Raw genomic sequence first — 24,934 nt, forward strand, 5'->3', positions numbered from 1 at the left:
ACGAAGCAGCTCGCGGAGTCCGGCGACGTTCCGCGCGGCCCAGGCAGGCGGGACAGGGTGGCTGCGCGCGGTGTCGAGGAGCGACCGGAAGAGGCAGTCCCCGTCGCCCCGGGTGGGCATCCTGTGGAAGGTCTGGCCGTCCGCCTGGACCGTCCCCGCCAGGCCCGGGACAGCGGTGTGCTCGCGGGGCGATTTCCGGTTCCCGACCGGGCGGGATGCGGGGTGGACGAGTACGGCGTGGTCGCTGTTCGGGGTGAAGCGCAGCAGCGGCTCGCCGGAAGGCCCCTGATGGGAACCGACGATCTTGTCGAAGACCGACTTGTCGAACGCCGTCGGCGGATTCCAGAACATGTGCGCACCATGCGCCACCGCCATGTCCTTGGCCCGCATCTCATCAATCAGCGCATCATGCTCCGGATGCGAAATCCGAGAACCATCCGGAGACGACACATCGAACAGATCATGATCTCCCGTGATCGGACGACGCCCACCCTCACCATCAAAACCGAACACAATGCCGTCATGCACCGTGAACGTGCCCTCAGCCTCATACCGGGCCATCTTCCCGGCCAACTCATGAAACTCCACGGACCGCTGATTGAACCGCGAGACCACCCCGTCCCACGCATCCACCGGAACCGAACCCTCAGCAGGCAGAACCGGCTTGAAATAACCCACCAGACCGACGTTCCCCGCATCGGCCCCCAACAGAACATCAACCTCGTTGACCGTCTTCGCCTTGATCTCCTGCGGCTTCGGCATCGCCCCCGCATCCAACCACTTCGGCGCAGACGGATTCGTCGGCCGCACATCCACGACCACATTCCGATCCCGCGCCACATCACGGAACTTGGAAAAATTCTTCTCCGGAATGCCATACACATGCCGAGCCGTGTAGGAATCGACCTGTCCGGGCTTGAGCTTCTGCGTCCACGTGAGCACGGCGTGGTCGCTGTTCGGAGTGAAGCGCAGCAGCGGCTCGCCGGAAGGCCCTTGATGAGAACCGACGATCTTGTCGAAGACCGACTTGTCGAACGCCGTCGGCGGATTCCAGAACATGTGCGCACCATGCGCCACCGCCATGTCCTTGGCCCGCATCTCATCAATCAGCGCATCATGCTCCGGATGCGAAATCCGAGAACCATCCGGAGACGACACATCGAACAGATCATGATCTCCCGTGATCGGACGACGCCCACCCTCACCATCAAAACCGAACACAATGCCGTCATGCACCGTGAACGTGCCCTCAGCCTCATACCGGGCCATCTTCCCGGCCAACTCATGAAACTCCACGGACCGCTGATTGAACCGCGAGACCACCCCGTCCCACGCATCCACCGGAACCGAACCCTCAGCAGGCAGAACCGGCTTGAAATAACCCACCAGACCGACGTTCCCCGCATCGGCCCCCAACAGAACATCAACCTCGTTGACCGTCTTCGCCTTGATCTCCTGCGGCTTCGGCATCGCCCCCGCATCCAACCACTTCGGCGCAGACGGATTCGTCGGCCGCACATCCACGACCACATTCCGATCCCGCGCCACATCACGGAACTTGGAAAAATTCTTCTCCGGAATGCCATACACATGCCGAGCCGTGTAGGAATCGACGACCAGGGAGTTCACCGGGGTCGCGGGCAAGGGCGGGATCCCACCGGACTCGGGCACGTCGTGCGGCCTGGTCGGGGTGGGCGGCGCCGGGGGCTCCGGCTGGTGCAGACGGCGGGCCAGCTCGGCGGTGTCCTCGGGGCCGAGGCCCAGTTCGGGCAACGGGAGCGGTGCGTTCGACAGTGACCAGGCGATCTCGGCGGAGCGCGCATAGGAAAGACCCAGGGCATCGGACCGCGAGACCAAGGTGTCCGGGGGCAGTTCGGGCGGTGGGGGCGGCAGCAGGACGTCGAGAGTCGTCGCCGGGGTCGCACCGGCCCGCAGTTCGGCGGCGGCTTCGAGGAATGCCCTGTACTGCCCCGGTGTGGGTCCGGTGGCCGGGTCGACGTTCGTGAGGTTGGTGGCGGTGTGCCAGTCGGTGACCATCCGGTCCAGCAGGTCCGGGGTCATACGACCGTCGCCGTAGCGGGCGGCGGTGCCCGGGGCACGCCAACGCACACCGTCGACGTAGGCGAGAGCTGCCAGTGCCTGCCGGTTCTCCGGCTGCTGTTCGGCGTCCGGACCGAGGACCTCGCGCAGAGTGCGGACCTGTTGGAGGGTACGGGCGCGGGCGAAGGCATCAGCAGGGCCGGGGCCCGCGTGCAGCCCCGCCTCGCGTGCCAGCGCGTCCAGATCGGCCCCGGCGGGTTCCGGGGTGAACAGCCGCCACCGGCCCGGTCCGTCCGCCCCATCGGTGAGCACCGGCCAGACGTTGCCGTCCTCGTCCTGGGCGGTGCCGACCTCCGAGGTGGGGGCGTAGACGGAGCGGCCTGTCCGGTTCGCCACATGCTGAGCCACCGCCAGGCCCGCGATGTTCGGCCGGCGGCCGGTCTCGCAGGAGAACAGCAGCAGCGGCCGGTCCTGCGAACCGTCCGTCGCCCAGGACTTGAGGACCTCGCCGAGCTGGATCCCGCTGACCTTGACCGTGGGCCGGGTGGCGTCGTCGGTGCCGAGGGTAACGGTCCGAGAGCTGCCGTGCCCGGCGAAGGCGTCGGCGCCCCGTTCGGTTCCGGAAGCGGGCAGCGGCGTGGGCGGGCCGGTGAAGATCCTGCCGGGGGTGGCCGACGTCACGGTGTCCGTGCCCGGGAGCGGGGGTGTGGTCCGTACGCCACGGAAGGTGTCCTGGCCCAGCAGGGCACGACGACCCGCGCTGCGCTCCGTACCGTCCTCGGCCGGGCTCTGAGAGACCGTCAGTGTCTGTACGGCTTGGCCGGGGCGGGGACGCACCGCCGCTTCAGGAACCCAGCGGCGCACCTGTGCGAGAGGGACCGTCGCGCCGTCCAGCGTGGTGATGGACGGTTCGCCACCGGACCGTCCGTCACCGGTGGCGCCGTCCGCGGGCCGTGTGACGACCCGGCCGGCCGGTGACGGGGGCGCGGGCGGCGGCGTGGCCGCCGGCGTGTCGTCCGGGGCGGTCTCCACGGGGGGCGGGGTGGCCGATCCCCTGCCAGGTCCGCGTCCGCCGCCGGTCCCGGAGGTGTTCCCTCCGGTGCCCCGCCCTCCGCCGTCGCCCGGGTCCGACTCCAGGAGCACGGAGGAGGCCGTTCCGGTCCATGGGCGGGATGAGGCGGCGAGCTTCCCGGGGCCCGACGAGACGGTGGGAACGACCCCGTCGGCGCGTGCGGCCCCGGGCTTCTCCCGGTCACGTCCGACGGTCGAAGCGGGCTTCTCCGGACCGCTTGTCGTCGTGGGCTTCCTCGGGACATCGCCGTCGGAGGACGTCGTGGCGGGTGTCGCGGACGAGGTGGCCGAGGGAGCGGAGGGGGTAGCCGTGCTGCTGGGCGGGGCGGGGCGGGGCGCCGGTCCGAAGGCGTCGGCCAACGGACGCAGCACATCCGCGCCGGGGAAGACCGTGCCGTCCGCGGTCGCGGCGGTGCCGGGCCCGGTGAGAGGACGGACCCGCACCGGAGCGCCCGGTGCCTCGCGGGTCACCTCGACGGCGGCGCGTACCGGGCCGGTGCCGTCAGCCGTGGTCACGGGGCCGAGCACCACGACCCGGTCGGTTCCCGCCGCGTCGAGCAGCGTGGCCGACTCCGGCGTCCCCTCCCCCGGCGGTTCCGCGTCGGAGACCACGATCGTCAGCGACGGAGCCGTCGTGCTCCCCGTCTCCCGGGACGTGTCAGGCGCCGTCCTGACGTCGGTGACGGCGCTGTCGGGACCCTGGCCCGCGGGGTCGGCGAACGAGCCGACCGTGCTCGGTTTCGACGGTGGGGCGGACGGACCGGAGTCCGTGGTCACGTTCAGGTCCGTGGCCCGGGAGGTGTCGACGTCACTCGACCGGGACGGGTCGGAGCCGGGGCGAGGGGCGTCGTCGGCAACGGTCCGCGTGGAGTGGTCCTCGTCCGTGGTCTGCGTCGCGCCCTCGGTGGTGGTGGTCCCGGGGCCGTCCGCGGAAGGGGTGGCGTCCGGGGTGCGCGTGCCCTGGGCCGGACCGGTCGAGGGTCCCGCGGCAGGAGGGCTCGCGGTGGTGGGGGCGCCTCCTGGCCGGGCGGAACCGCTCTGCCCCGGAGCGGCGTTGGCCGCGGGGGCGACGGGCACGCCTTCCGTCCCACCGGACACGGGATCGGTGCGCCCGCTCCCCTCGGTCGAGCCGTCCGCGAGATCCGCATCCGACGCGCCGCCTCGTGCCTCGCCGAGGGGCGTCCCGGCGGTGGCGGAGCCGTCGGAGGGCGACGTGTCCGCGTCGGCGGCGGAGCCCGTCGTCGGATCGGCGGGCCGGTCCGTGGCGACGGCGTCCGGATGAGGCGCGGTGGGTGCGTCCGACTGCTCCGGGGTGCCGTCCGCCGGGGAGACGAGACCGGGGTCAGCCTTCCGGCCTCCGGTCTCTTCCAGGACGTCCGGGCCGGAACTGTCCCGGCTCATGCCGGAGACGTCACCGAGGCCGACGTCGCTCCCGTCCCGTTGAACCGCCGGGTCCGGACCGGTCCCGCCGACGGACACGGGCCCGTCGACCGACGCATCGCCCCTCACCGGTACGTTCTCGCCGACCGGCGCACCGCCCTCGACCGGGCCGCCGCTCGGCCCCGGGGAGCCGACGGTGGCCGGGCGGTCGATGGTGACCTGGGTGTCGAAACCGCCGAGAGCACGGCGGACCTCGTCGGTGTCCACCTGGGTGGCCGGGGAGCTGTCGCCCGGCACCACCCGTACCTCGGGAATGCCCGACAGGCCGTCCTGAAGACGACCGCGGATTTCTATCTCCGCAGCATCCGGGGTCTGGCCGCCCCGCAGCGCCGCCAGATCGCGCAGCACCTGCTCGCGCAGCTCCACCGGGCCGCTGTGGACCTGCTGCCAGAGCTCGTTCTCGGCCGCGGTGACCGGCATCGGGCCCGGGGTGTACGCCGGAGGCGCCGGACTGCTGTACGGGGGCGGTGCGGAGCTGAACGGTGTGGAACCGTCCCTGACGTAAGGCGGCGGCTCGCTGCCGACGAGGTCGCTGTGGCCCGTGGTCTGCTGGGCGAGCGGCGGCGGCGTGCCACGTCCGGCGCCGCCGGTGCTGCCCCCGCCATCGCTTCCCTCCGTACGCGAGGGACCGCGGGAGTCCTCGGCGCCGGCGGATTCCCCGGATCCGGGCGCACCGACATCGCCCGAGGAGACGGTCGGCGGCGGCTGGACGCGCAACTTGTCGATGACATGGCGCAGTTCGGCACCACTGTTCAGAGCCGTGTCGGAGAGCGTGGACTCGACCTGGCTGCTCACTCCCGCGCCGACGAAGGTGGTCCAGCTGGTGGACCAGTCACCGTCGAAGGCACCCTTGATCAGGATCTCCGCCAGGGCCTCGCCGGATCCGGCGGCGAGGAAGTCGGCCGTGCCCTTGAGCCCGTAGTGGCCGGCCAGCGCTCCCGGCCGATCGGAGTTGTAGCGCAGGATCTGGTTGTTCCGCCACAGCTCGGGGTTGTTCCGGAAGGACAGCGGACCGTCCCGGAAGGTGACGGGTACGGGGCCGGGCGAGGGGGTCGGGCCGTTGCCGTACGGCTTCGGGTCGGGGCGGTCCTTCGGCAGATCGTCGAGGTCGGGGCCCGGCTTGGGGTTGGGGTGAGGGGTCGGGCCGTTGGGCTTGAGGTCGACGTCCGGCGTGTCCCGCCACTTGGGGTTCTTGAAGTCGAGGTCCGGGCCTCCCTTGAGGAAGTTGCCGTCGAAACTGCGGACGATGTCCTTGGCGAACTTGTCGAAGACACTGGTGAAGAAACCCGCTGCCGCGCCGAACGCGGCTGCCTTGCCGATGTCGCTCCAGTCGATGCCGTCGGGACGGCGCCCGTCCGGAGCGAAGTTCATCATCGCGAGCCGGACCGCGAAGGTGGTGAACGCCTCGGCGAACGCTTCGGTCAGCGAGGGCGCCAGGTGCAGCCGCTGGAGGAGGTGGCTGAGGGTGGTGAGGATGAAGAACCGGCTGCGCAGCTTGGCCATCATGATCTGGCTGGCCGAAGCGCCACCGGTGAAGAAGGACATCGCCAGGTAGATGGCGATCTCGATGAGCAGCCGGATGATCTCGGCGATGACCTGCCACTTGGACTCCATGATGTCCATGGAGGTCTTGCGGCGGCCCTCGGCGATCTTGTCCAGCTGGTCGGAGAATTCGCGCAGGTAGTTCTTGCCGCCGTCATCGATGAGCATGCCCATCGCCTTGGCGTACGACGAGGCGAGATCGTCCGGCATGGACTCGCCGATGTCATGGATCGACTTGTCGATCAGCGAGGACAGCCGATCCAGTTTGCGCCCGAGGCCGGAGTAGGGCCGACGGCTCTCGAAGGCGAGGTCCTCGTCGGCGTCCATGAGCTTCTCCCCGGTGAGGATGAAGATCATGGCGTTGACCTCGGGCGATACCTGGATGCTCACCGACTGCCGCCCCGGGGACCGTGCGGGCAGGACGGAGCGGCCGCTCCCGGTCGCGTACGGGAGCGGCCTGCGCTGCGCGGGTCAGCGGCGGCCATGCCCGCCCGGGCCGTCGAATCCGTCCGCTTCGAGGCGGCTGTTGCCGTGCTCGATCTCGTCGATGTTGCGGTCGCGGGTGTCCTTCATCATCCGGACGTTGCTGACCGTGGCGTCGGTGATGCCCACCAGCGCGTCACGGATGGACAGCATGGTGTCCTTGGTGGTCTGCCGCTCCTTCTGCTCCTGCGGCTTGGCCTTCTCCGAGAACTCGCTGTTGGTGCCGGGCCAACTGACCGTGGGCGCCAGCTCGTCGAGGAACTCCTCGGTCATGCTCCGGGTGAGCGTGCCGATCTCCTCCAGCTGTCGCGCCAGAGCCTCGATGCGGTGCGGGTCGACGTAGTAGCGCTGTCCCATCGTCAGTCCTCTCCCTCGTCGCCGATGGCATCCCGCCAAGCCGGGGTCGCCGGACCGCCTCGTGAGGTGTCCTCGTCGTCCTCACGCAGAACCTCGGGGCCGAAGATCCTCTCCCAGTCCAGTTCGAAGCCCTTCAGCTCCGGCAGGTCGCTGCTCGGCTCGGCGAAGGGGGCCATCGCCTTCATCACGTGCCGGTTCATCTTCAGCCGAGCCGCGCCGGCCGCTTCCAGGACACTGGCGGCCAGTTCCTGCGGCGACATGTCGCGGTACTTGTTCTCCAGGAACTCGATTCCGGTCAGTTCGCCCTGCGGGCCCGCGGTGGCCCGGACCGCCCGGTCGGAGGAGAGCACGGAGAACGAGGCCGACCGTAGTTCGCGCTCGGTACGCGCCACCGCCTCCTGGGCGGCGTGCAGTTCGGCCATGGCCTTTTCCAGGCGCTTCTCCAGCGGTTCCGTCATGCGCGCACCCCTCCTACCTTCATGATCATATCGACATCCGTACACATGACCGTACGTTCACCTCGGCGGCCGCGTACTCCGGCCCCGCCTCTGCCGCCCCCACGGCTGTCACCGGCCGATGACAGCCGGAGTGCCGCCCTCCTCCGTGCCCCACACATCCACGTCCTCCTCCAGGTAGTCGGCGGCCGTGGCGGGCCTGCGCTCCTGCTCCCCCTCCTCCTCCGGGGAGTTGCCGCCGGTGGTCGAGACCCGTTGCGCGGGGGCCAGGAAGGTGTCGCTGTCCTCCTGGCGGTTCCACGGGCTGCGCCTGCGGCGGTTGCGGCGTTCGCTCTCCTCCGCCGCGTCGACCAGGACGGCGCGCACACGCTCGCCGTTGCCCTTCTCGCCGCCGCCCGCGCCCATCCCGCCCATACCGCCGCCCATCGGCATACCGGGGGTGCCCGGCGTGCCCGGGGCGCCGGGGGCTCCCGGACCGCCGCCGGAGCCGGCGCCCGGGGTCGTCGCGTTGTTCGCCGCGCTGTCGGAGAGCGGAGCGACCTGGCCGAGGGTCTCCGCGGACGGAAGGTTCGCACCGGAGAGGCCACCGCCGGGGCCGCCCGCTCCGGCCTGGGCGCTCAGCCCCAGCTCCGAGAGGGAGACGTCCCGGGTGCTGGTCCCGTCGCCTCCACCGCCCCCACCGCTGCCGCTACTGCCGTTGGCGAGGTCCTTGAGCCCGTCGAGATCGAGGTCCCGGTTCCCGTTCAGGCCGTCCAGGTCCTGGTTCCCGTTGAGATCTCCGAGGTTGCCGAGATCACGGTTCTGGCCGAGGTCCCGCAGGTCGTCCAGGAAGTCCGGCCTGCTGTCGTTGCCACCGCTGTTTCCACCGGCCGAGTTGAGCTCGTCCAGGGCGACTGTCTCCGTCCTGCCCTGCGGGTCGGTGACGGTGGCGATCCCGGTGTCCGGGTCGATGGAGTGACTGGAGCCGTCCGGGAAGGAGTTGAGGAACCGGCCGTTGTCCAGCGAGGAGACGGAACCGTCCGGGTTGGTCACCTCGGCCCCGTGGGTCAGGTCGGTGGTGACCTTCGAGCCGTCCGGAGCGATGCTGGTGAGCTGTCCCGTGTCCGGGTCGAAGACGGCCTTGCCGCCGTCCGGGAAGGTGGTGGCGAAGTCACCGTTCTCCAGCCCGGTGAGACTGCCGGTCGGGGACTCCAGGCCCGCGTCGTCGGCGTTCAGGTTCCCGAGGTCGCCCAAGTCGTTGACGGTCTCGCGATCACCGAGGTCACCGAGGTCACCGGGCGACTCGGTCGGCAGGTCGGCGTTGATGTTCCCCAGGTCGCCCAGGTCACCGATGCCGTTGCGGTTGTTCAGACCTTCGAGGCTGCCGAGGTTCTCCGTGGTCACACTGCCGTCCGGGGCGGTGGAGGTGACCTGACCGGTCGCCGGGTCGATCTCCTGCTTCGTACCGTCGGGGAACGTCGTCGTCAGCTTGCCGTCGTCACCGAGAGAGGTGACCGAACCGTCGGGATTGGTCACCCGGGTTCCGTCGCCCAGATCCTGCGTGGTGACGCTGCCGTCCGGGTGGGTGGTGGTGAGCAGTCCGCTGTCCGGATCGAAGGAGGTGCTGCTGCCGTCCGGGAAGCCCGTGGTGAGCTGGTTGCCGTCGAGCTGGGTCCGACCGCCGGTCGGGGTGTCGAGGGAGCCGCCCGACCCGTTGTTGAGGTCGCCCAGGCTGCCCAGGTTCTCGGTGATCGCCTGGTTGGCCGCGTCGTTGGGGTTCCGCGTGCCGGGGCCGCCGTTGAGCTGGCCGAAGTTGCCGAGGTTCTGGCCCACGGGGAGCGGGCCGCCGCCGGCGGTGTTCACGTCACCCGGGTTGTTCACGTCGCCGAGATTGCCGAGGTTCTCCGAGACCGCGTTGGTCACGTCGTCGAGGCTGGGCGTGTTCGATCCGCCGGGGCCGGGGCTGTTGATGCCGTCGAGGTTGCCCGTGCTCTCCGTCACCGGGATGTCCTGCTTGAGGTTGAGCAGATCGTCGAGGTCGCCGAGGCCCTCGCCACCGCCACCGCCGGGCCCGTTGATGTTGCCGAGGCTCTCCTCCATCTGCTTGGCCTGTTCCTCGGCCTCCCGCTTGGCCTCCTCCTGCTCCCGACGCTGCTCCTCACGGAGCTCGTCCTGGTACTTCTTGTCCTCCTCGCGCTGCTTGTTCTGCTCCTCGCGCAGCTCGTCCTGGAGCTTCTTGTCCTCCTCGCGCTGGAGGCGCTGCTCCTCACGCAGCTCGTCCTGAAGCTTCTTGTCCTCCTCGCGCTGCTTGTTCTGCTCCTCGCGCAGCTCGTCCTGATACTTCTTGTCCTCTTCCCGCTGCTTGCGCTGCTCCTCGCGGAGCTCGTCCTGGTAGCGGCGGTTCTCCTCGTTCTCCTCGTTGATCTTCTCCTTCTCCTCCTCCAGCTTCTTCTTCTCGTACTCCTCGCTCGCGGTGCCGGTCGACTTGGGCTCGGGTACGTTCTCGGAGAAGTCCTTGGAGAGCGTCAGGAACTGGTTGTTGAGCCTCGACTGCACCTCGCGGGCGGGTTTCACGAGCAGGTCGTCCACGGCCCGGCTCCAGATGTCCACCGCCTTGTCGCCGACCTTCGCCCAGTTCGCGATGTCGGTGAGGTCCCCGTAGTCGGGGTGCACCTGGGTGAACCCCTCCTTCGGGCTGTGGCTGACGGTGGTGGAGTAGCGGGTGGTGTACGACTTGATCTCGGTCCTGGCCACGTTCTCCGCGTCCACCCACTTGGCCAGGTCGTCCAGGACGTAACGCAGCACCCGGTGCGGGTCGTAGTAGTCGGACTGGGCCCAGGTCAGCCAGTTGTTCAGCAGGTCCCGGGCGGCCTGCTCCAGGTGGGAGCGGCCGAGGGAGAGCGCGCGGGAGTAGACCGTGCTGCCGGTGCCGGTGGCGTCCCCGCTGCCCGCCGTCTCGTTGAAGGTCTCCACGTAACTGTCGTAGTTCTCGCGGATCTTCTTGATGAGGCTGCGGAAGACCTCCGCGGCCTCGCCCTTCCAGCTCGCGTCGTCCCTGCCGAACCGGTCCTCCCAGTCCTTCAGCAGCGGCGCATGGTCCTTGAAGAACTTGGCCGCGTAGTCGAAGGAGTAGCCGGCCTTGGTGAAGGAGCTCAGGTCGACGACGTCGGACTCCTTGGCGACCAGGCCACTGAAGCGGCCGTCGCCGCTGTTGCCTTTCAGCAGAGCCATCAGCGCCGCACGGGGACCGTTCATGTACCGGGCCAGCGGGATGGTGCTGAACTTGTCCTTGTTGTAGTCCGTGAACTCGTTGCCCTCGCGTACGGACACGTTGTTGACGTCGGTGGAGTCGGTGCCGGCGAAGACGGTCTCGTCACCGGACTTCACGCGGCCCTCGAAGACGATCCGGGCCTGCATGACGGAACGCTTCTTACCGCTGTCGAAGAACCAGATGTCGTAGTCCTGGTTCTTCGGATCCAGCATGAAGCCGGAGTCCTTGAGGAGAAGGCCGAGGCTGCGCTCCTTGATGTCCATCCGGAAGAGCTTGCCGCCGTGGTCGGAGCGGAGCGTGTCGAAGATCTCGCTGCGCTTGGGCACGGGATAGCCGGTGATGTGCGTGACAAGGTCGGCCCAGTTGTCGCTGGACGCCGCATCCGTGTTCTCGTACTTGTCGACGTTCTCGACGGATGATTCGTCGTACCGGTCGGCCACCGCGCGCCCTCTCTCGTCCTTCGCCGTCCACCCCGGTGCTCGGGGCGGCTACTTCTCTTCCGTGCCCGAGGAGCCGCTCGTGAGCGTGTCGACCTCCTCGAAGGTCTGGAGCAGCGTCTGTGCGTCGATCGCGTCCAGGTTCTTGTTCTTGGTCTTGTTGGCCTCTTCGATGGTCTCGGTGAGGGCTTCCTTGAGCTCCTTGAAGAGCTCCATCTGGTCACCGAGCAGCTTGTCGAGGGAGGTCGCGACGGACTTCACGCTCTCCACCAGCGTCGGACCGGAGATCAGCTTCTCCCGGTTGATCAGCCCGAGGCGCAGCAGCTGTGATTCCTGGTCGAGGTTGTCGGCCGTGGTGTAGCCGCCGATCAGCTCGCTGAGCGGGCGGATACGGCTGTCGCCCTCACCCTCTCCGTCCTCCTTGTGCTTCTTGGCCTTGGTGTAGACCGGGTGCACCTCGTTGTCGCGGAAGTTCTCCATCTGCTTGAGGTCGAAATGCTTGACGTCGGCGTGCTCACCGGCCATGGGACGTCCTCCTGCGATCGGGCCCGGACGGGATGACTGCAACGGGGCTGCGGGAAGCCGGGGCCCGCCCTCCTGCGCGCGGCAGGGCGGGCCCCGGGCGGTGGGCTAACGGGCCCGCACACTGCCCCAGTTGTCGGCGCTGCGACGCTCGTCCCGGGAGTGGTTGTCGTGGATGCTCTGGACCAGTTCGCCGCTGTCGCCGAGGAGCAGGGCCATGTTCTTGGTCGCCTGGTCCCACTCGGCCTGCACGCCGCGGTACATCGCCTGGTCGTCACCCTCCCAGGAGGTGACGAGCGGCTTCAGCTCGTCCTCCAGGTTGTTGAGGGTGGTGATGATCTGCTGGGTCTGCTGCTTCAGCTCCTCGATCGCGTTGCGGACCGTGGAGTACTGCACATCGATGATGCCGTCGGCCATGACATCTCCTCTCGGGTGGCCGGGCGCGCGGGCCCGGAGCTGCTCACGGGGTCCGGCCGCCACGGAGGGGGCCGGTCACGCGAGGGGGTCAGCGCAGCGCTTCGAAGACGCCTTGGCTGGTCTTGCTGTTGAGCACCTCGGTGAGGTCCTGGTTCTCCTTCGCCAGCCGGTTGGCCGACGTCACGTTCTCCTGGAGCGCGTCGATCATCTTGCTGATCTGGACGACGACCTTCTGGGCCTCGCCGTTCCAGCTGCGGAAGAGCTTCAGCAGGGCCTGGCCCTCGTCACCGCCCACGCCCGAACGCGCGGCGATCTCGGCGACGTTGTTCTGAGTCTTCTCCACCGAGGCACGGGCCGACTCCAGTGAGGAGACACCTCCCAAGCCCTTGGCATAATCGGCCCTCCTCTGGCCACTGTCCGCCATGTCACGCTCCCTTCGTCGAGGTAACTCTCGTCACACCGTTGTCCGCCGAGGCTATGGAGAACTCACCGTCCGACGCAACGCATGTAAGGAAGATTTGAGCATAGGTTTGGGTATCGGATTACCCGCCGGGGCACGGCAGTTGCCGCATGTTTCCGGGAAATGAACAGGCGTCGGCGCCGGACCGCCCGCGAACGGGAAACGGACAGGAAACGGGCGTCGAAGAAATCCGAACGGTCACCGGGGCAGCCCATTTTCTGAGCTTTGTTTGAGGTTGACCGCTCACACCCCTCACCAAATCTCCCCGACCCGGCTCCCTTTATGGCCGACGCCGCGCACGCTCTTCTTCACACTTGCGGTCGTTTGGGGTGTTCGCCGGAATCATGGCCGAGAATCGGCTGCTCCGGCGGCCTCCATCGCACCCGGTGCGCCGTCCTCGACCGCCGTGCCCTTCCTGCTCGCGGCCCCGTCCTTGTCGGCAGCGCACTCGGGGGCCGTGATCCTGGGCTCCGCGATGCCCGAAGCGGCAGCGGGGTCCAGGTCCGCACCGGTCGGCAGGGCCGCGAGCAGCGGTGCCGGGACCGAGCCGATGTCGTCCTCCCCGTAGCCGAGCGCCCCCAGGGCTTCCTTGGCCGGGACGCGGTACTTCACGCCGTTCTCCGCCACCAGGTAGGTCGTCCCCGCGTGCGCCGCGCCACTGGCGTGCAGGGCCCTCACCAGGGCGCCGCGCCCGGGACGTACCACCGTGGCGTCCGTACGGGCGCAGGCGTCGGCAAGCGGCTGGGCGGCTCCCCGCGAGAACGCCACGGGGGTGAGCCCGGTGAGCGGGACCAGCACCGACCTGATCCGGGCGCCGCCGCTGCCGCCGTCCACCTGGGCGCAGAGCGCGCTGCCACGGGGCGTGGACCGGGGCAGCGGGGGGGTACTCGGCAGCTCTGCGGCGTTCGCGCCACCGGCCGTCTCCTTCGCCCGGTGCGTGCGCAGCACGTCCGCGCCGACCTTTCGGGCCTCGGGCGAGCGCCCTTGGTAGGCCTCCTTCTGCGTGGCCGGGTCGCCCAGCACCAGGGCGGCCTGAAGCCCGGAGAGCGGCACGAGGCCGTCCTTGCGCAGCAGGTGGTACGTGGAGCCACCGCCGACCACGCTCACCTCGAAGAGCTGACCGATCCGGCTCGGCTCTCCGCCGATCGCCGGCCCCTTCCCCCCGCGGCCCGGAACCTCCGGCGGCTTCAGGGCCGGGCCGGGGGCCAGGGCGTCGAGGAAGGCGGCCGAGACCGGCATGGCCTGTTCGGAGCCGTAGCCGAGGGCGTTGCGGGCGTCGGAGGCGCGGTCCAGGGGCAGTCGGCTGCCCCGCCACACCAGATACTCGCTGCGGTCGGGCCCGCGTACGAGCACTCCCCGGTCGGCTCCGACGTCCTGGGTCTCCAGCGGCGCTCCGGCGACCAGCGTGGTGGCTCCGGGCTCGTCGACACCGGTGCCCGTGACACCGCCGGTGGTGCTGGGCAACGCTCCGGACGGGCCGGTGACGCACATGTTCCAGGCTCCGGAGTCGAGTTGTCCGGGGCCGGGCAGGGTGTCGGGGGCACCGGGGATACCGGCCGGGGACCCGACGGGGACGTCCCGCAGCGAGGCCGTGGAGACGTCCACGGCCTTCAGCTGCGGGCCTCCGATCAGCCGGGCCGAGGCGTAGTTGCGCACCGGGTGGAGCACACCGTCGGTGCCGGTCCACAGGTAGCGGGCACCTGTCTCACGGTTGACCACCAGGTTCTCGCCCTTGCGCCAGGTCTCGTTGCCACCGGGCCGCAGGAGTCCGTAGACGGTGGCTCCGGCGCCGATCAGGACCGTCACCAGGAGACCGAAGACCACACCACGCGTCGTCCGGCCCAACGGGCTTTCCGGGGCGTCCGGGTCGGCCGTCAGCAGGCCCGAGCTGAGCCTGCCCATCATGAAACCGTGGGCCTGCACCTGGTCGCGCTTGGACTGCACAGCCTCTCCTCAACTCTTTTTCGATGGACCGGCGATGGAACGGCGTACGGGGTTGCTCAGCCGAACAGGCCGCGCAGCCAGCCGAAGAGACCCGCCACCCACAGGGAGAACGGCAGCAGCGCGACCGCGAGCCCGGTGTGGGCCAGCTCGGCCGCCCGGCCCCAGTACGGCAGGACCCGGCGGCCGGGCACGATCCAGGACGCGGTCACCAGCGCGGCCGCGGCGGCGAGCAGCACCGCGAAGACGACCACGCGGCCGTCGGCGTCACTGTCCACCGCCCAGGCGCGGGCGAAGAGGAGCAACCCCAGGATCCCCGGAACCGCCAGCGTGAGCCGCTGGCCGATGTGGACAAGCCCCCGGGAGTGCAGGAGCAGCAGCAGGGACAGGGCGAGCCCGGTGAGCGTCTCGGGCAGGTCGGGGGTGTGGGCGAGGACGGCCAGGGCGGCGGCGGCGACGGCGCCGGTGGCCGCGAAGAGCGCGGTGACCCAGCGCCCGGCGAGTTCGGTGCGCTCGGCGACCTCGTCGCCCGCGTACGGGTCGATGCCTTCCTGGAGCTGTCCGGCGGAGGAGGGGAGCGACGGCATCCGCATCCCGGCCAGTTTGAAGGCGAAGGGTGCGACCGCACCGGCGGCGAGAGCGACCACCGTCGCCACCAGCGCCACGGCTGCGGGCACGTCCAGACCGGTGTAGCCCATCAGCGCACCGGAGAGGGCGGCGGCGACCGCGACCACGGCGGTGGCCAGCAGAGCGGGTGCGCCGACGGCGGTCGCCGCGAGCGCGAGGACCGCGCCGCCCGCCGCGGCCGCGCCCGCCGCGAGCAGCCGTGCGCCCGCGACCTGCGCCGCGTCCGGGCCGGTCAGGTCGCCGCCGGGCAGCACCCAGCCGACCAGGGCGAAGCACGGGGCGACCAGCAGGCCGAGGGCGGTGGCGGAGAGCCGGTCGCCGACCGCGCGGCTGGCGGAGCCGGCACCGGCCAGAAGCAGCACCCCGGCCACGGCCGCGCAGGCAGCCCGAATACCGGTGGAGCGGGCGACTCCGGGCCAGAACACCAGCACCAGCGCGGCCACCACGGTGGCCACCGCGGTGCCCACCAGCAGGCCTCGCGCCGCACCCGCGTGCCAGGTGTGCAGTCGGCGGCCCACCGTCTCGGCGATCCCGTCGACCAGGTCGTCCAACCGCGCCTCGGGCAGGGCCTCGGTGTGCGGGCGCAGATGCAGCACGGCGCCGTCGGCGAGACCGGCCTGGGCCAGGGTGGTCTCCTCGTCGAGCGGGGCGTCGCCGAGCCGCTGGAGCACCCAGCCGGCGTGGTCGAGGCCGGCCTCCTCGGCCTCCTCGCCGACGTAGCGCAGGAGCGTGGGGAGCAGATCGGCGACCGGCACGTCGGCGGGTACGGCCAGATCGATGGTGACGCTCGGCGCACGTACGGTCAGGCGGCACGATTCGGCCACCGCACTGTCGGTCATCAGCAGAACTCTCGTCTTCGGTGCGGGCTTTGACAGGCTTCCCCGGGAGCGGGAATGTGCGAAGAGTACGGATAAGTCCGCGTGGCTGTGAGCGAGGGGGCCGGGCAGAGAAAATGTGCCCGCACACCCGGTGACCGCCACTCCCGCGTGGACAGGGCGCGTTCCGTGAATGCAGACTACTGCCTGCGGCCACCGGCCGTGCGGCGGGCCGGGGTGAGGAATCCGGCAAATGGGCGGCCGACACGGAAGTTGACTGCCCCCGCTGTCAACTCGAAACATTCACCCGGCGTTCATCGTGGCACCCGCGCCCGGGGAATCCGTCGAGTGCGGCCCTTTCCTCCCCCGGATGCGCCGGTATTCGGCGGAGCCGGAAAGTCAGTGAACCGGAGGTTCTTTTCCTTGAGTGTCGTGCTGTTTCGCCGCCCGGCCCGCAGGCGCGGGCCGGAGATGCCCGAGGGGCAGTTGACCCTCCAGGAGCCGCCGGTCCTCGCCGAGACGGTGCCCGACACCTCGGCGGTGTGGACCTACCTGCCGATGGCGCTGATGTCGGTGTCGATGATGCTGATGTTCCTGCGCCCCGGTGGCGGGAACGGCGTCTTCATGTACCTGGCCATGGGGGTCATGGCGCTCTCCGCCGGCGCCATGCTGCTGGGTCAGCTCATGCGCCGCTCCAGCGAGCGCAAGCAACGGCTGAAGGGCGAACGCCGCGACTACCTGCGCTACTTGGCCCAGACCCGCAAGCGGGTGCGCACCACCATCGCGGAGCAGCAGCGGGCGCTGGCCTGGCGCCACCCGGAGCCGGCCTCGCTCCGCTCGCTGGCCCGCACCTCCCGGCTGTGGGAGCGCCGCCCGGCCGACGAGGACTTCGGCGAAGTCCGGCTCGCGGTGGGTGAACAGCAGCTCGCGCTCACGCTGAACCCCGTCTCCACCCGCCCGGTCGAGGATCTCGAACCTCTCTGCGCGCACGCGCTCCGCCGCTTCATCCGGGCCTACTCCACCATTCCCGAGCAGCCGCTGGGCCTCTACCTGCGTTCCTCCGCCCGGATCCTGCTGCGTCCGGAGGGAGAGGCCCCCGACAGGGAGACCCCGGAGCACGACGCCGTACGGGCGCTGGTGCGGGCGATGCTCGGGCAGCTGGCGGTGTTCCACGCACCCGAGGAACTGTGGATCGCGTTCTGTGTCAGCGACGAGCGGCGGGCCGACTGGGAGTGGGTCAAGTGGCTGCCGCACGTGCTGGATCCGCACGAGGAGGACGGCGCCGGGCAGGCCCGCCGGATCACCGCCGACCTCGCCGAGCTGGACGACCTGCTCGGCGCCGAGTTCGCCGAGCGCCCCGGTTTCGATCCGGACGCCCGCCCCGGCCGTGACGAGCCGTACACCGTCGTCGTCCTGGACGGCGTCAGCGTCCCGGAGGGCCACCGCTGGGAGGGCCACGGCTACCGCAACGCCCTCATACTCGACGTCTCCGGGGCGCTGCGCTGGCGGCCCGGCCGCAACACGCTGCGCCTCACCGTGGGGCCCGACCAGGTCAACCTGGTGCGCACCGACCGCAGCCGCAAGGAGCGCACGGTGCCGCTCGGCCGCCCCGACCGGCTCGGCCCGCTCGGCGCGGAGGCGCTGGCCCGGCTGCTCACCCCGCGCCGGATGAGCCTCGGCACCGACATCGCGCAGCCGCTGGACACCGACGTCGAGCTGACCACCCTGCTCGGCATCCCCGACCTGCACCGGCACGACCCGCAGACCCTGTTCGCCCGGCACTCCGGCTCCGGCCGGCTCCGGGTGCCGATCGCGGTCGGCGTGGACGGCCGCCCGGTCGAGCTCGACATCAAGGAGTCCGCGCAGGGCGGCATGGGCCCGCACGGCATGCTCATCGGCGCCACCGGATCCGGCAAGAGCGAGCTGCTGCGCACCCTCGTCCTCGGCCTCGCGCTGACCAACTCCTCCGAGACGCTCAACTTCGTGCTGGTCGACTTCAAGGGCGGCGCCACCTTCCTCGGCCTGGAGGAACTCCCGCACACCTCCGCCGTGATCACCAACCTGGCCGACGAAGTCGCCCTGGTGGAACGCATGCAGGACGCCCTGCACGGCGAACTCATCCGCCGCCAGGAGCTCCTTCGCTCGGCGGGCAACTACACATCGGCGCTGGAGTACGAGCGGGCCCGCGCCGCCGGAGCCGATCTCGCGCCGCTGCCCAGCCTCTTCGTGGTGGTCGACGAGTTCAGCGAACTTCTCTCCACGCACCGGGAGTTCATGGAGCTGTTCGTGATGATCGGCCGTCTGGGCCGCTCGCTGGGCGTGCATCTGCTGCTCGCCTCGCAGCGGCTGGACGAGGGGCGCATGCACCAGTTGGAGAGCCACCTCTCGTACCGCATAGGCCTGCGGACGTTCTCCGCGATGGAGAGCCGTGGTGTGCTCGGGGTGCCGGACGCCTACGAGCTGCCGGCCGCGCCCGGCAGCGGCTATCTGAAGTCCGGGGTGGAGGCGCTGACCCGGTTCCGCGCCGCGTACTCCTCGGGGACGTACCGACGCCGTACGGGGGCCGTCGTGCAGGCCCGGGTGGCGAGCCAGGTGGTGCCGTGGACCAGCGGCTGGGTGGTGCCGCGCACCCTGGAGGCCGCGCCCGAGCCGGAGCCGTCGAGCGAGGAGGACGAGGAGGCGCTGCTGGAGGTGGCGCTGGACCGGCTCCGTGGCTCCGGGCCGGACGCCCACCAGGTGTGGCTGCCGCCGCTGGACGAGCCGTCGCCGTTGGACGCGCTGCTGCCGGGGATCGCGGCGGACAAGGAGCGGGGCCTCATCGCCGGGCGGTGGCCGGGCACCGGGAAGCTGCGGGTTCCGGTCGGCCTGGTGGACAAGCCGTTCGAGCAGCGGCGCGACCCGCTGATCGTGGACCTCGCCGGGGCGGGCGGCCATGTCGCCGTCGCGGGTGGTTCGCAGAGCGGCAAGTCCACGGTCGCCCGGACGCTCATCGCCGCGCTCGCGCTCACCCACACCCCGGCCGAAGTGCAGTTCTACTGCCTGGACTTCGGTGGCGGCGGGCTCTCCCAGCTCGCCGCGCTCCCGCACGTCGGCGGGGTCGCCGCTCGGCTCAACCCGGACCGGGTGCACCGGACGGTGGCCGAGGTGATGGCACTCCTGGCCCGGCGTGAGCAGTTCTTCGTGGACCACACGCTGGACTCCATGCAGTCCTACCGGCGGCGCCGCGCCGCCGGGGAGTTCCCCGACGAGCCTTACGGCGATGTGTTCATGGTGGTCGACGGCTGGTCCACGGTCCGCCAGGACTACGACGATCTGATCCCGAAGTTCAACGAACTCGCCGCCCGGGGACTCAACTACGGCATCCACCTGATCATCACCACCACCCGCTGGGTGGAGTTGTCCGCGCAGGTCCGCGACCAGGCCGCCACCCGCCTGGAGCTGCGGATGGGTGACCCGATGGACTCCGAGATCGACACCCGCAAGGCCCGCTCGGTGCCGCGCACCGGTGGCCGGGGCATCACCGCGGACAGCAAGATGCACTTCCTCGCCGGCCTGCCCCGGCTGGACGGCAGCGGTTCCCTGGAGGATCTCGGCGAGGGTGTCGCCCACCTGGTCGGAGAGATCTCCCGGCACTGGTCCGGCCCCTCCGCCCCGCAGGTCCGGATGCTCCCGCACCGCCTCCCGGTCTCCGAACTCCCGGCGCCCGAGGCCACCGAGGGCGGCGGCATGCGCCTCGCGCTCGGCCTCGACCAGGACGCCCTGGAGCCGGTCTGGCACGACTTCAGCCGGACCCCGCACCTGATCGCGGTCGGCGACACCGAGAGCGGCAAGACCAACCTGCTGCGCCTCGTCACGAAGGGCATCACCACCCGGTACACCCCCGAGGAGGCGAAGATCATCGCGGTGGACTACCGCCGCACCCTGGTCGACGCCATCCCCGAGGAGTACCGCATCGGGCACGTCATCTCGCTGGACAACCTCAACGAGACCATCGAGGGCGCGGCCCGCGCGCTGAAGACCCGGGTGCCCGGGGCCGACATCTCACCGGCGCGGATGCGCAACTGCGACTGGTGGACGGGCCCGCGTCTGTTCATCCTGGTCGACGACTACGACATGGTGTCGGGCAACTCCTTCCAGAGCCCCTTCGAGCCGGTCTTCGAGCATCTGACACTCGGCTACGAGATGGGCCTTCACCTGGTCGTCGCCCGCAGCGCCATGGGCGCGGGGCGCGGTCTGAGCGACGGGCTGATCCGCCGCCTGGACGAAGCGAACAACCCGGCGGTTCTGCTCTCCTGCCCGCCCACGGAGGGCCGCCTCTTCGGCAACGCGAAGCCGCTGAACCTGCCGCCGGGCCGGGCCCTGCACATCCAGCGCCGCAAGCCGCGGCTCGTACAGACGGCCCTGGTGGACTAGAGCCGGGCTGAACGCGAAGGGCCCCTCCGGCCGGAGGGGCCCCTTCGCGTTCAGCTCCGGTCCGCGGTGCCCGCCCCCGCCGGGCGCCAGCCCCGGGCACGGGCCCGGGTGAAGGCGAAACCGGCCCAGAGCAGGGAGCCGACCCCCGACGCCCCCAGGAGGACGAAGAGAACCGCCCGGCCGGTGGCGCGGTCGGTGTCGGAGGTGTCGCGTACCGTCACCGGGTCCGCGGCTCGCTCCGCACCGGCGACGGGAGCGGCCGAGTCGTCGAGAATCGTGGTCACGGCGGCGTACGCGTCCAACTGGGGGGTATCGGCCGGGTACGCGGTGGCGGTCAGCCGGCGGATCACGGCGCCGGCCGACTCCTCGGGGTGGGTGGCGCGGACGGCGGCGGCGGCCCCGGCCGCGTACGCGGTGGCCACCGCCACACCGGCGCCGAGGTAGTGGCCCTTCCCCCGCGGCCCGCCGGAAACGACCCCGGCACCCGGGGCGGCCAGATCGACGCCCTCGGTGGGCAGCGCGCCGTCCGGCCGCGCGCCGACGGGCAGCATGTCCGCGACCGCGAGGACGCCGGGTTCGCCGGCGGGCCAGTAGGTACGGGAGGGGATCTCGTCGGCCGATCCGCGCGTCGGCGGCTCCGGGGTGGCCGCCGCGACCACCACGGCCCCGGCCTTGCGAGCCTCGGCGACCGCCCGGGTGAGCGCGGCGTCCTTGCGCGGGAGAGCCACCGCGACCGCGATCACGTCGGCCTCGGCGGTGGTCGCGGCGCGTACGGCCGCCGTGACGAGCGCGGGGTCCGCTTGTCCGCGCCGGTCGGTGCCGCGCAGCGCGAGGACCTTCGCCCCCGGGGCGACTCCGGCCAGGCCCGGGGTGGAGCCGCCGGTCCCGGCGATCAGCCCGGCCAGGAACGTCCCCTGTCCGACGCAGTCATCGGCGGCCTCGCCCTCGGCGGTGACGCGGCCGTCGAGTCCTTCGGCTTCGGGGTCGACGCCGGTGGAGATGAGCGCGACGGTCACGCCCGCCCCGATGGTGTGCTGGTGCAGCCGGTCGAGGTCGAGGCGCTGACGCGACCAGTCCTGCTTCTTCGCCCGCTCCTTCGAGGCGGGGGTGCAGGCGACGGCTTCGGCCCGCGCGTCGAGCGCGGTGGGCATGCCGGGCAGCTCCTGGCCCTTGGCCCCGTCGGCGGCCGGGAGAGCCATCGGTGTACGGGACGGGGGCACGGCGTGCGCGGGCAGGGCCGCGGGCACCACCAGGGCGGCGGCGAGCGAGGCCCCGTACAGCAGGCGGGTCGTCCTGCGGGCGGGCGGCGTCACTGGGGCACCACCTTCGGGGCTGCGGCGGTGACGTCTGCCGGGAGGAGGATGCGCAGGTCGTCCAGGGTGGGCGCGGCCAGCGAACTGAGCCTGCCCGCCTGGCGGGTGACCATCGATTCGACGACCTGGCGGGCCAGGCGGGCGTTGCCGAAGGAGCGGTCGCGGGGCACCGCGTCGAAGTACTCCTTGAGCAGGGGTCCGGTGCCGGGCCCGCACTCGTATCCCATGGCCGTGGCCTGGGCGCGCACGATGGTGACCAGTTCCTCGGAGGAGTAGTCGGCGAAGGCGATCCGGCGGGGGAAGCGGGAGGAGAGACCGGGGTTGGAGGCGAGGAAGCGCTCCATCTCGTCGGTGTAGCCGGCGACGATGACGACGACCTCGTCGCGGTGGTCCTCCATCAGCTTCAGCAGGGTGTCCACCGCCTCCTGGCCGAAGTCGGCGCCGCCGCCGCGCGGGGTGAGGGTGTACGCCTCGTCGATGAACAGCACACCGCCACGGGCCCGTTCGAAGACCTCCCGGGTCAACTGGGCGGTGTGGCCTATGTAGCGGCCGACGAGGTCGGCGCGGGCCGCCTCGACCAACTGGCCGCGTTCCAGGACGCCGAGCTGCGTCAGCACCTCGCCGTAGAGGCGGGCGACGGTGGTCTTGCCGGTACCGGGCGGGCCGGTGAAGACCAGGTGGTTGCTGAGCGAGGGGACCGGCAGCCCGGCGGCGGCGCGGTGCCGGGCGGTGGTGATGAGGTTGACCAGGTCGGCCACCTCGCGCTTCACCTCGGCCAGGCCGATCATGTCGCCGAGGCGGGTGAGCGGGTCGTCGGCCGGTGCTGCGGTCTCGGCGGCCGACGCGGCGGCGGTGGCGGAGACGTCCTCGGGCAGCAGCAGCCTCAGATCGTGCTCGCTGACCTGGGTCTGGGTGGAGAGCCGGATCGCCTGCCGGTCCACCATCTCCTCGAACACCCCGCGCGCGGCACGGCCGTTGCCGAATCCGGCATCCCGGTCCATGGCCCCGAAGTGGGCGGCGAGCGCCTGGGCCGTCCCCTCCCCCAGCTCGTACTGGTGCTGGGCGCACATGCTCTCCATGATGGCGACCAGGTCGTCCACCGCGTAGTTCTCGAACTCGACCGTCCGCGAGAACCTGGACGCCAGGCCCGGGTTGGAGCTGAGGAAGGACTCCATCTCCCGGGAGTAGCCGGCCGCGACCACGACCACATCGTCGCGGTGGTCCTCCATGAGCTTCAGCAGGGTGTCCACCGCCTCGCGGCCGAAGTCGGCGCCGCCGTTGCCGCTGTCGGCGGTGAGCGTGTACGCCTCGTCGATGAACAGGACTCCTCCGAGGGCCCGTTGGAAGGTCTCGGAGGTCTTGATCGCGGTGCCGCCGACCACCTGGGCGACCAGGTCGGCGCGGGAGACCTCGACCAGGTGGCCGCTGCGCAGCGAACCCAGCTCGGCCAGGATCGCCCCGTAGAGGCGGGCGACGGTGGTCTTACCGGTGCCGGGGGGACCGGCGAAGATGAGGTGGCGGCTCATCGGCGGTGCGGGCATGCCGAGTTGTTCGCGGCGCTGGGCGAGCTGAGTGAGGTTGACCAGGGTGCGCACCTGTTGCTTGACGTTCTCCAGGCCGATCAGCGCGTTGAGGGCCCCGAGCGGGCCGTCCGCACGGTCCGGCGGAGGCGCGTCGGCGGCGCCGGACCCGGCCGGGTCGGTGTTCTCGGCGCTGCCACTGCCCCAGGCGTCGCGCTTGCCGTTGCCGACGCTGTTGAGACCGTCCACGGCGAGCCGTTCGCCGGGGGTGGTCTGCACCAGGCCGCCGCCCTCGTTCTCCCGGGCGGTGCAGTTGACGAGTGAGACGGGCGCGGTGGACTCCACCCGGAAGCCGTCCTGGGCGCCCCCGTTGGCCTCGCAGCCGCTGAGCGAGGCGAGCGCGCCCTCACGGATCAGGAAGCCGTGGCCCTTGGGGGCGTGCACGGTGGTGCGGTTGGCGGTCAGTTCACCGCCCGCGGCGACGACCACACCCTCCTCATCGGAGACCTCGACCCGGAAGTCGCGGACGGTGACGTTGCCGCCGTCCTCCACGATCAGGCCGCTGGTGACGGTGTCGGAAACCCCGCCGCCGGCCAGGTAGAGGGTGGAGCCGGAGGCGACCCGTACCCCGGCGCCCTGGGGCCGGACGATCTCACAGTCCTCGACGCGGCCCCGGGCGTCCTTGGTGGCCGCGATGCCGTCACCGGCGGGCTCGACCAGCCGGGCCCGGCGCAGCAGCGGGTTGGCACCGCCCTGCAGAGCGACGGCGGGCGAGGAGCCGATGACCTCCAGGCGGTCCAGCTCGGGCGCCGCGTCCTCCTCGAGGAGCAGTCCGGCCCCCTCGCAGTCGCGGACGGTCAGACCGGTCAGCGCCGGGGAGGAGGCCCCGGCGACCCGCAGTGCGGCGCCCTGCGCCCCGTCCACCCAGCAGTCCTCGAAGGTGCCGCGCGCCCGGTCGGTGACGAACAGGCCGTGCCCCCGTGCGCGCGACACACGGCAGCGGCGCAGTACCGGATCGGTGCCCGCCGCGAGGACGATTCCGTTGCCGGAGGCGCCGGTGACGCGGACGTCTTCCAAGGTGGTGCGGCCCGTGGTGCTCAGGTGAACGCCGGTGCTGGTGTCGTGCACGACGGTGCGGACGACCGAGAGGGCGGAGTTCTCCTCCAGAGCGATCGAGGGCTTGTCGGTGGAGGAGATGTCGCAGTCCTCGACGGTGCCCCGGGTCTCGCCGTTGGCCAGCAACCCGTTGCCCCGGGCACCCCGCACAGTGCAGTCGCGGACACGGGCCTCGCCCTGTTCGGCGAGGACGATTCCACTGGTGCCGAGGTGTTCGAGCGTGCAGGACTCGACGGTGGTGGGGGTGGTGGAGGTGACCACGATCCCGGCGCCCTGCGGGTTGCTGACCCGGCACTCCCGCAGCGCGAGCGAGCCGGTCCCGCCGGCCAGCATCGCGGTCCAGGCCGCGCCGATGATCTCGCAGCCGTCGAACGCGGCCTGGCCGCGCCGGACATCGACGGCGGGCAGCTCGGCATCACCGCCGCGCAGGGTGAGTTCGGAGAGCATCACGGCGTCGGCGCGCAGCGCGATGACGCTGCCCGAACGCGGCCGGATCTCCACCGTGCCCCGCCCCTCGGCGGCGGTGAGGGTGACCCGGGTGTGGATCACCAGGTTCTCCGCGTACGTTCCGGGCCGGACGCTGATGAGCGCACCGGTACGGGCGGCGGCGAGCGCCTCACCGATCGTCGAAAAGCGGTCCGCGGGGCCGACCGTCAGTACCTGGCGCGACACGCACCAACCTCCTTGCTACGGCGGCGTCCTCTCCGGACGCCCC

12 protein-coding genes (1 of these 12 only partly in view) are annotated in these 24,934 nt (G+C 71.1%); 1 reads left to right on the forward strand and 11 read right to left on the reverse strand.

Annotation, left to right across the window (positions count from 1 at the left end; all coding sequences use genetic code 11):
• The 9 genes from KV381_RS03325 to eccD all read right to left on the reverse strand — a co-directional run.
• Positions 1-6,483 carry the 5' end (the start) of a lonely Cys domain-containing protein gene (locus KV381_RS03325; protein WP_218784440.1) on the reverse strand. The gene continues 26,313 nt to the left of window position 1, outside the view, so the window shows 6,483 of its 32,796 coding nt (coding positions 1-6,483); it begins with the start codon at positions 6,481-6,483; the stop codon falls past the left edge of the window.
• A gap of 81 nt (positions 6,484-6,564) precedes the next feature.
• Entirely contained in the window at positions 6,565-6,933 is a 369-nt protein-coding gene (locus tag KV381_RS03330; protein ID WP_030081486.1) for a hypothetical protein, read from the reverse strand.
• A 2-nt stretch (positions 6,934-6,935) separates the two neighbouring features.
• Positions 6,936-7,391 carry a YbaB/EbfC family nucleoid-associated protein gene (locus tag KV381_RS03335; protein WP_030081484.1) on the reverse strand — a complete coding sequence of 152 codons (456 nt, stop codon included), beginning with the start codon at positions 7,389-7,391 and terminating at the stop codon, positions 6,936-6,938.
• A gap of 108 nt (positions 7,392-7,499) precedes the next feature.
• Positions 7,500-11,078 (reverse strand): AAWKG family protein, encoded by a 3,579-nt coding sequence (locus tag KV381_RS03340; protein ID WP_218784442.1) that lies wholly within the window; start codon positions 11,076-11,078, stop codon positions 7,500-7,502.
• A gap of 48 nt (positions 11,079-11,126) precedes the next feature.
• Positions 11,127-11,600 (reverse strand): type VII secretion system-associated protein, encoded by a 474-nt coding sequence (locus KV381_RS03345; RefSeq protein WP_030081480.1) that lies wholly within the window; start codon positions 11,598-11,600, stop codon positions 11,127-11,129.
• 105 nt (positions 11,601-11,705) lie between these two features.
• Positions 11,706-12,014 carry a WXG100 family type VII secretion target gene (locus tag KV381_RS03350; protein ID WP_030081478.1) on the reverse strand — a complete coding sequence of 103 codons (309 nt, stop codon included), beginning with the start codon at positions 12,012-12,014 and terminating at the stop codon, positions 11,706-11,708.
• Between the two features lie 88 nt (positions 12,015-12,102).
• Positions 12,103-12,438 (reverse strand): hypothetical protein, encoded by a 336-nt coding sequence (locus KV381_RS03355; protein ID WP_030081476.1) that lies wholly within the window; start codon positions 12,436-12,438, stop codon positions 12,103-12,105.
• Between the two features lie 378 nt (positions 12,439-12,816).
• On the reverse strand, positions 12,817-14,418 hold the full coding sequence (gene eccB, locus KV381_RS03360; protein WP_218784443.1) for a type VII secretion protein EccB: 1,602 nt from the start codon (positions 14,416-14,418) through the stop codon (positions 12,817-12,819).
• Between the two features lie 56 nt (positions 14,419-14,474).
• On the reverse strand, positions 14,475-15,881 hold the full coding sequence (gene eccD / locus KV381_RS03365; protein ID WP_218784445.1) for a type VII secretion integral membrane protein EccD: 1,407 nt from the start codon (positions 15,879-15,881) through the stop codon (positions 14,475-14,477).
• Positions 15,882-16,280: 399 nt separating this feature from the next.
• Here eccD and eccCa point away from each other — a divergent pair, with 399 nt between their 5' ends.
• Positions 16,281-20,270, forward strand: coding sequence for a type VII secretion protein EccCa (eccCa, locus tag KV381_RS03370; protein ID WP_218784446.1), 3,990 nt, complete (start codon positions 16,281-16,283; stop codon positions 20,268-20,270).
• Positions 20,271-20,320: 50 nt separating this feature from the next.
• Here eccCa and KV381_RS03375 read toward each other — a convergent pair whose 3' ends face one another.
• Both KV381_RS03375 and KV381_RS03380 read right to left on the reverse strand, forming a co-directional pair.
• A complete protein-coding gene (locus KV381_RS03375) occupies positions 20,321-21,583 on the reverse strand; it encodes a S8 family serine peptidase (RefSeq protein ID WP_086777450.1) in 1,263 nt (420 codons plus the stop codon).
• Positions 21,580-24,891: a right-handed parallel beta-helix repeat-containing protein gene (locus KV381_RS03380; protein WP_030624427.1), complete on the reverse strand. Its 3,312-nt coding sequence runs from the start codon at positions 24,889-24,891 to the stop codon at positions 21,580-21,582. The genes KV381_RS03375 and KV381_RS03380 overlap by 4 nt, the downstream gene beginning before the upstream one ends.
• Positions 24,892-24,934 lie beyond the last annotated feature (43 nt).

The organism is Streptomyces sp. WY228, assembly GCF_019287315.1.
GTDB lineage: Bacteria > Actinomycetota > Actinomycetes > Streptomycetales > Streptomycetaceae > Streptomyces > Streptomyces caviscabies.

Bases quoted from the DNA above. Each gene is read 5' to 3' on its own strand.
- KV381_RS03330 (WP_030081486.1), bottom strand. From the start codon at position 6,933: ATGGGACAGCGCTACTACGTCGACCCGCACCGCATCGAGGCTCTGGCG.
- KV381_RS03335 (WP_030081484.1), bottom strand. From the start codon at position 7,391: ATGACGGAACCGCTGGAGAAGCGCCTGGAAAAGGCCATGGCCGAACTG.
- KV381_RS03345 (WP_030081480.1), bottom strand. From the start codon at position 11,600: ATGGCCGGTGAGCACGCCGACGTCAAGCATTTCGACCTCAAGCAGATG.
- KV381_RS03350 (WP_030081478.1), bottom strand. From the start codon at position 12,014: ATGGCCGACGGCATCATCGATGTGCAGTACTCCACGGTCCGCAACGCG.
- KV381_RS03355 (WP_030081476.1), bottom strand. From the start codon at position 12,438: ATGGCGGACAGTGGCCAGAGGAGGGCCGATTATGCCAAGGGCTTGGGA.
- eccD (WP_218784445.1), bottom strand. From the start codon at position 15,881: ATGACCGACAGTGCGGTGGCCGAATCGTGCCGCCTGACCGTACGTGCG.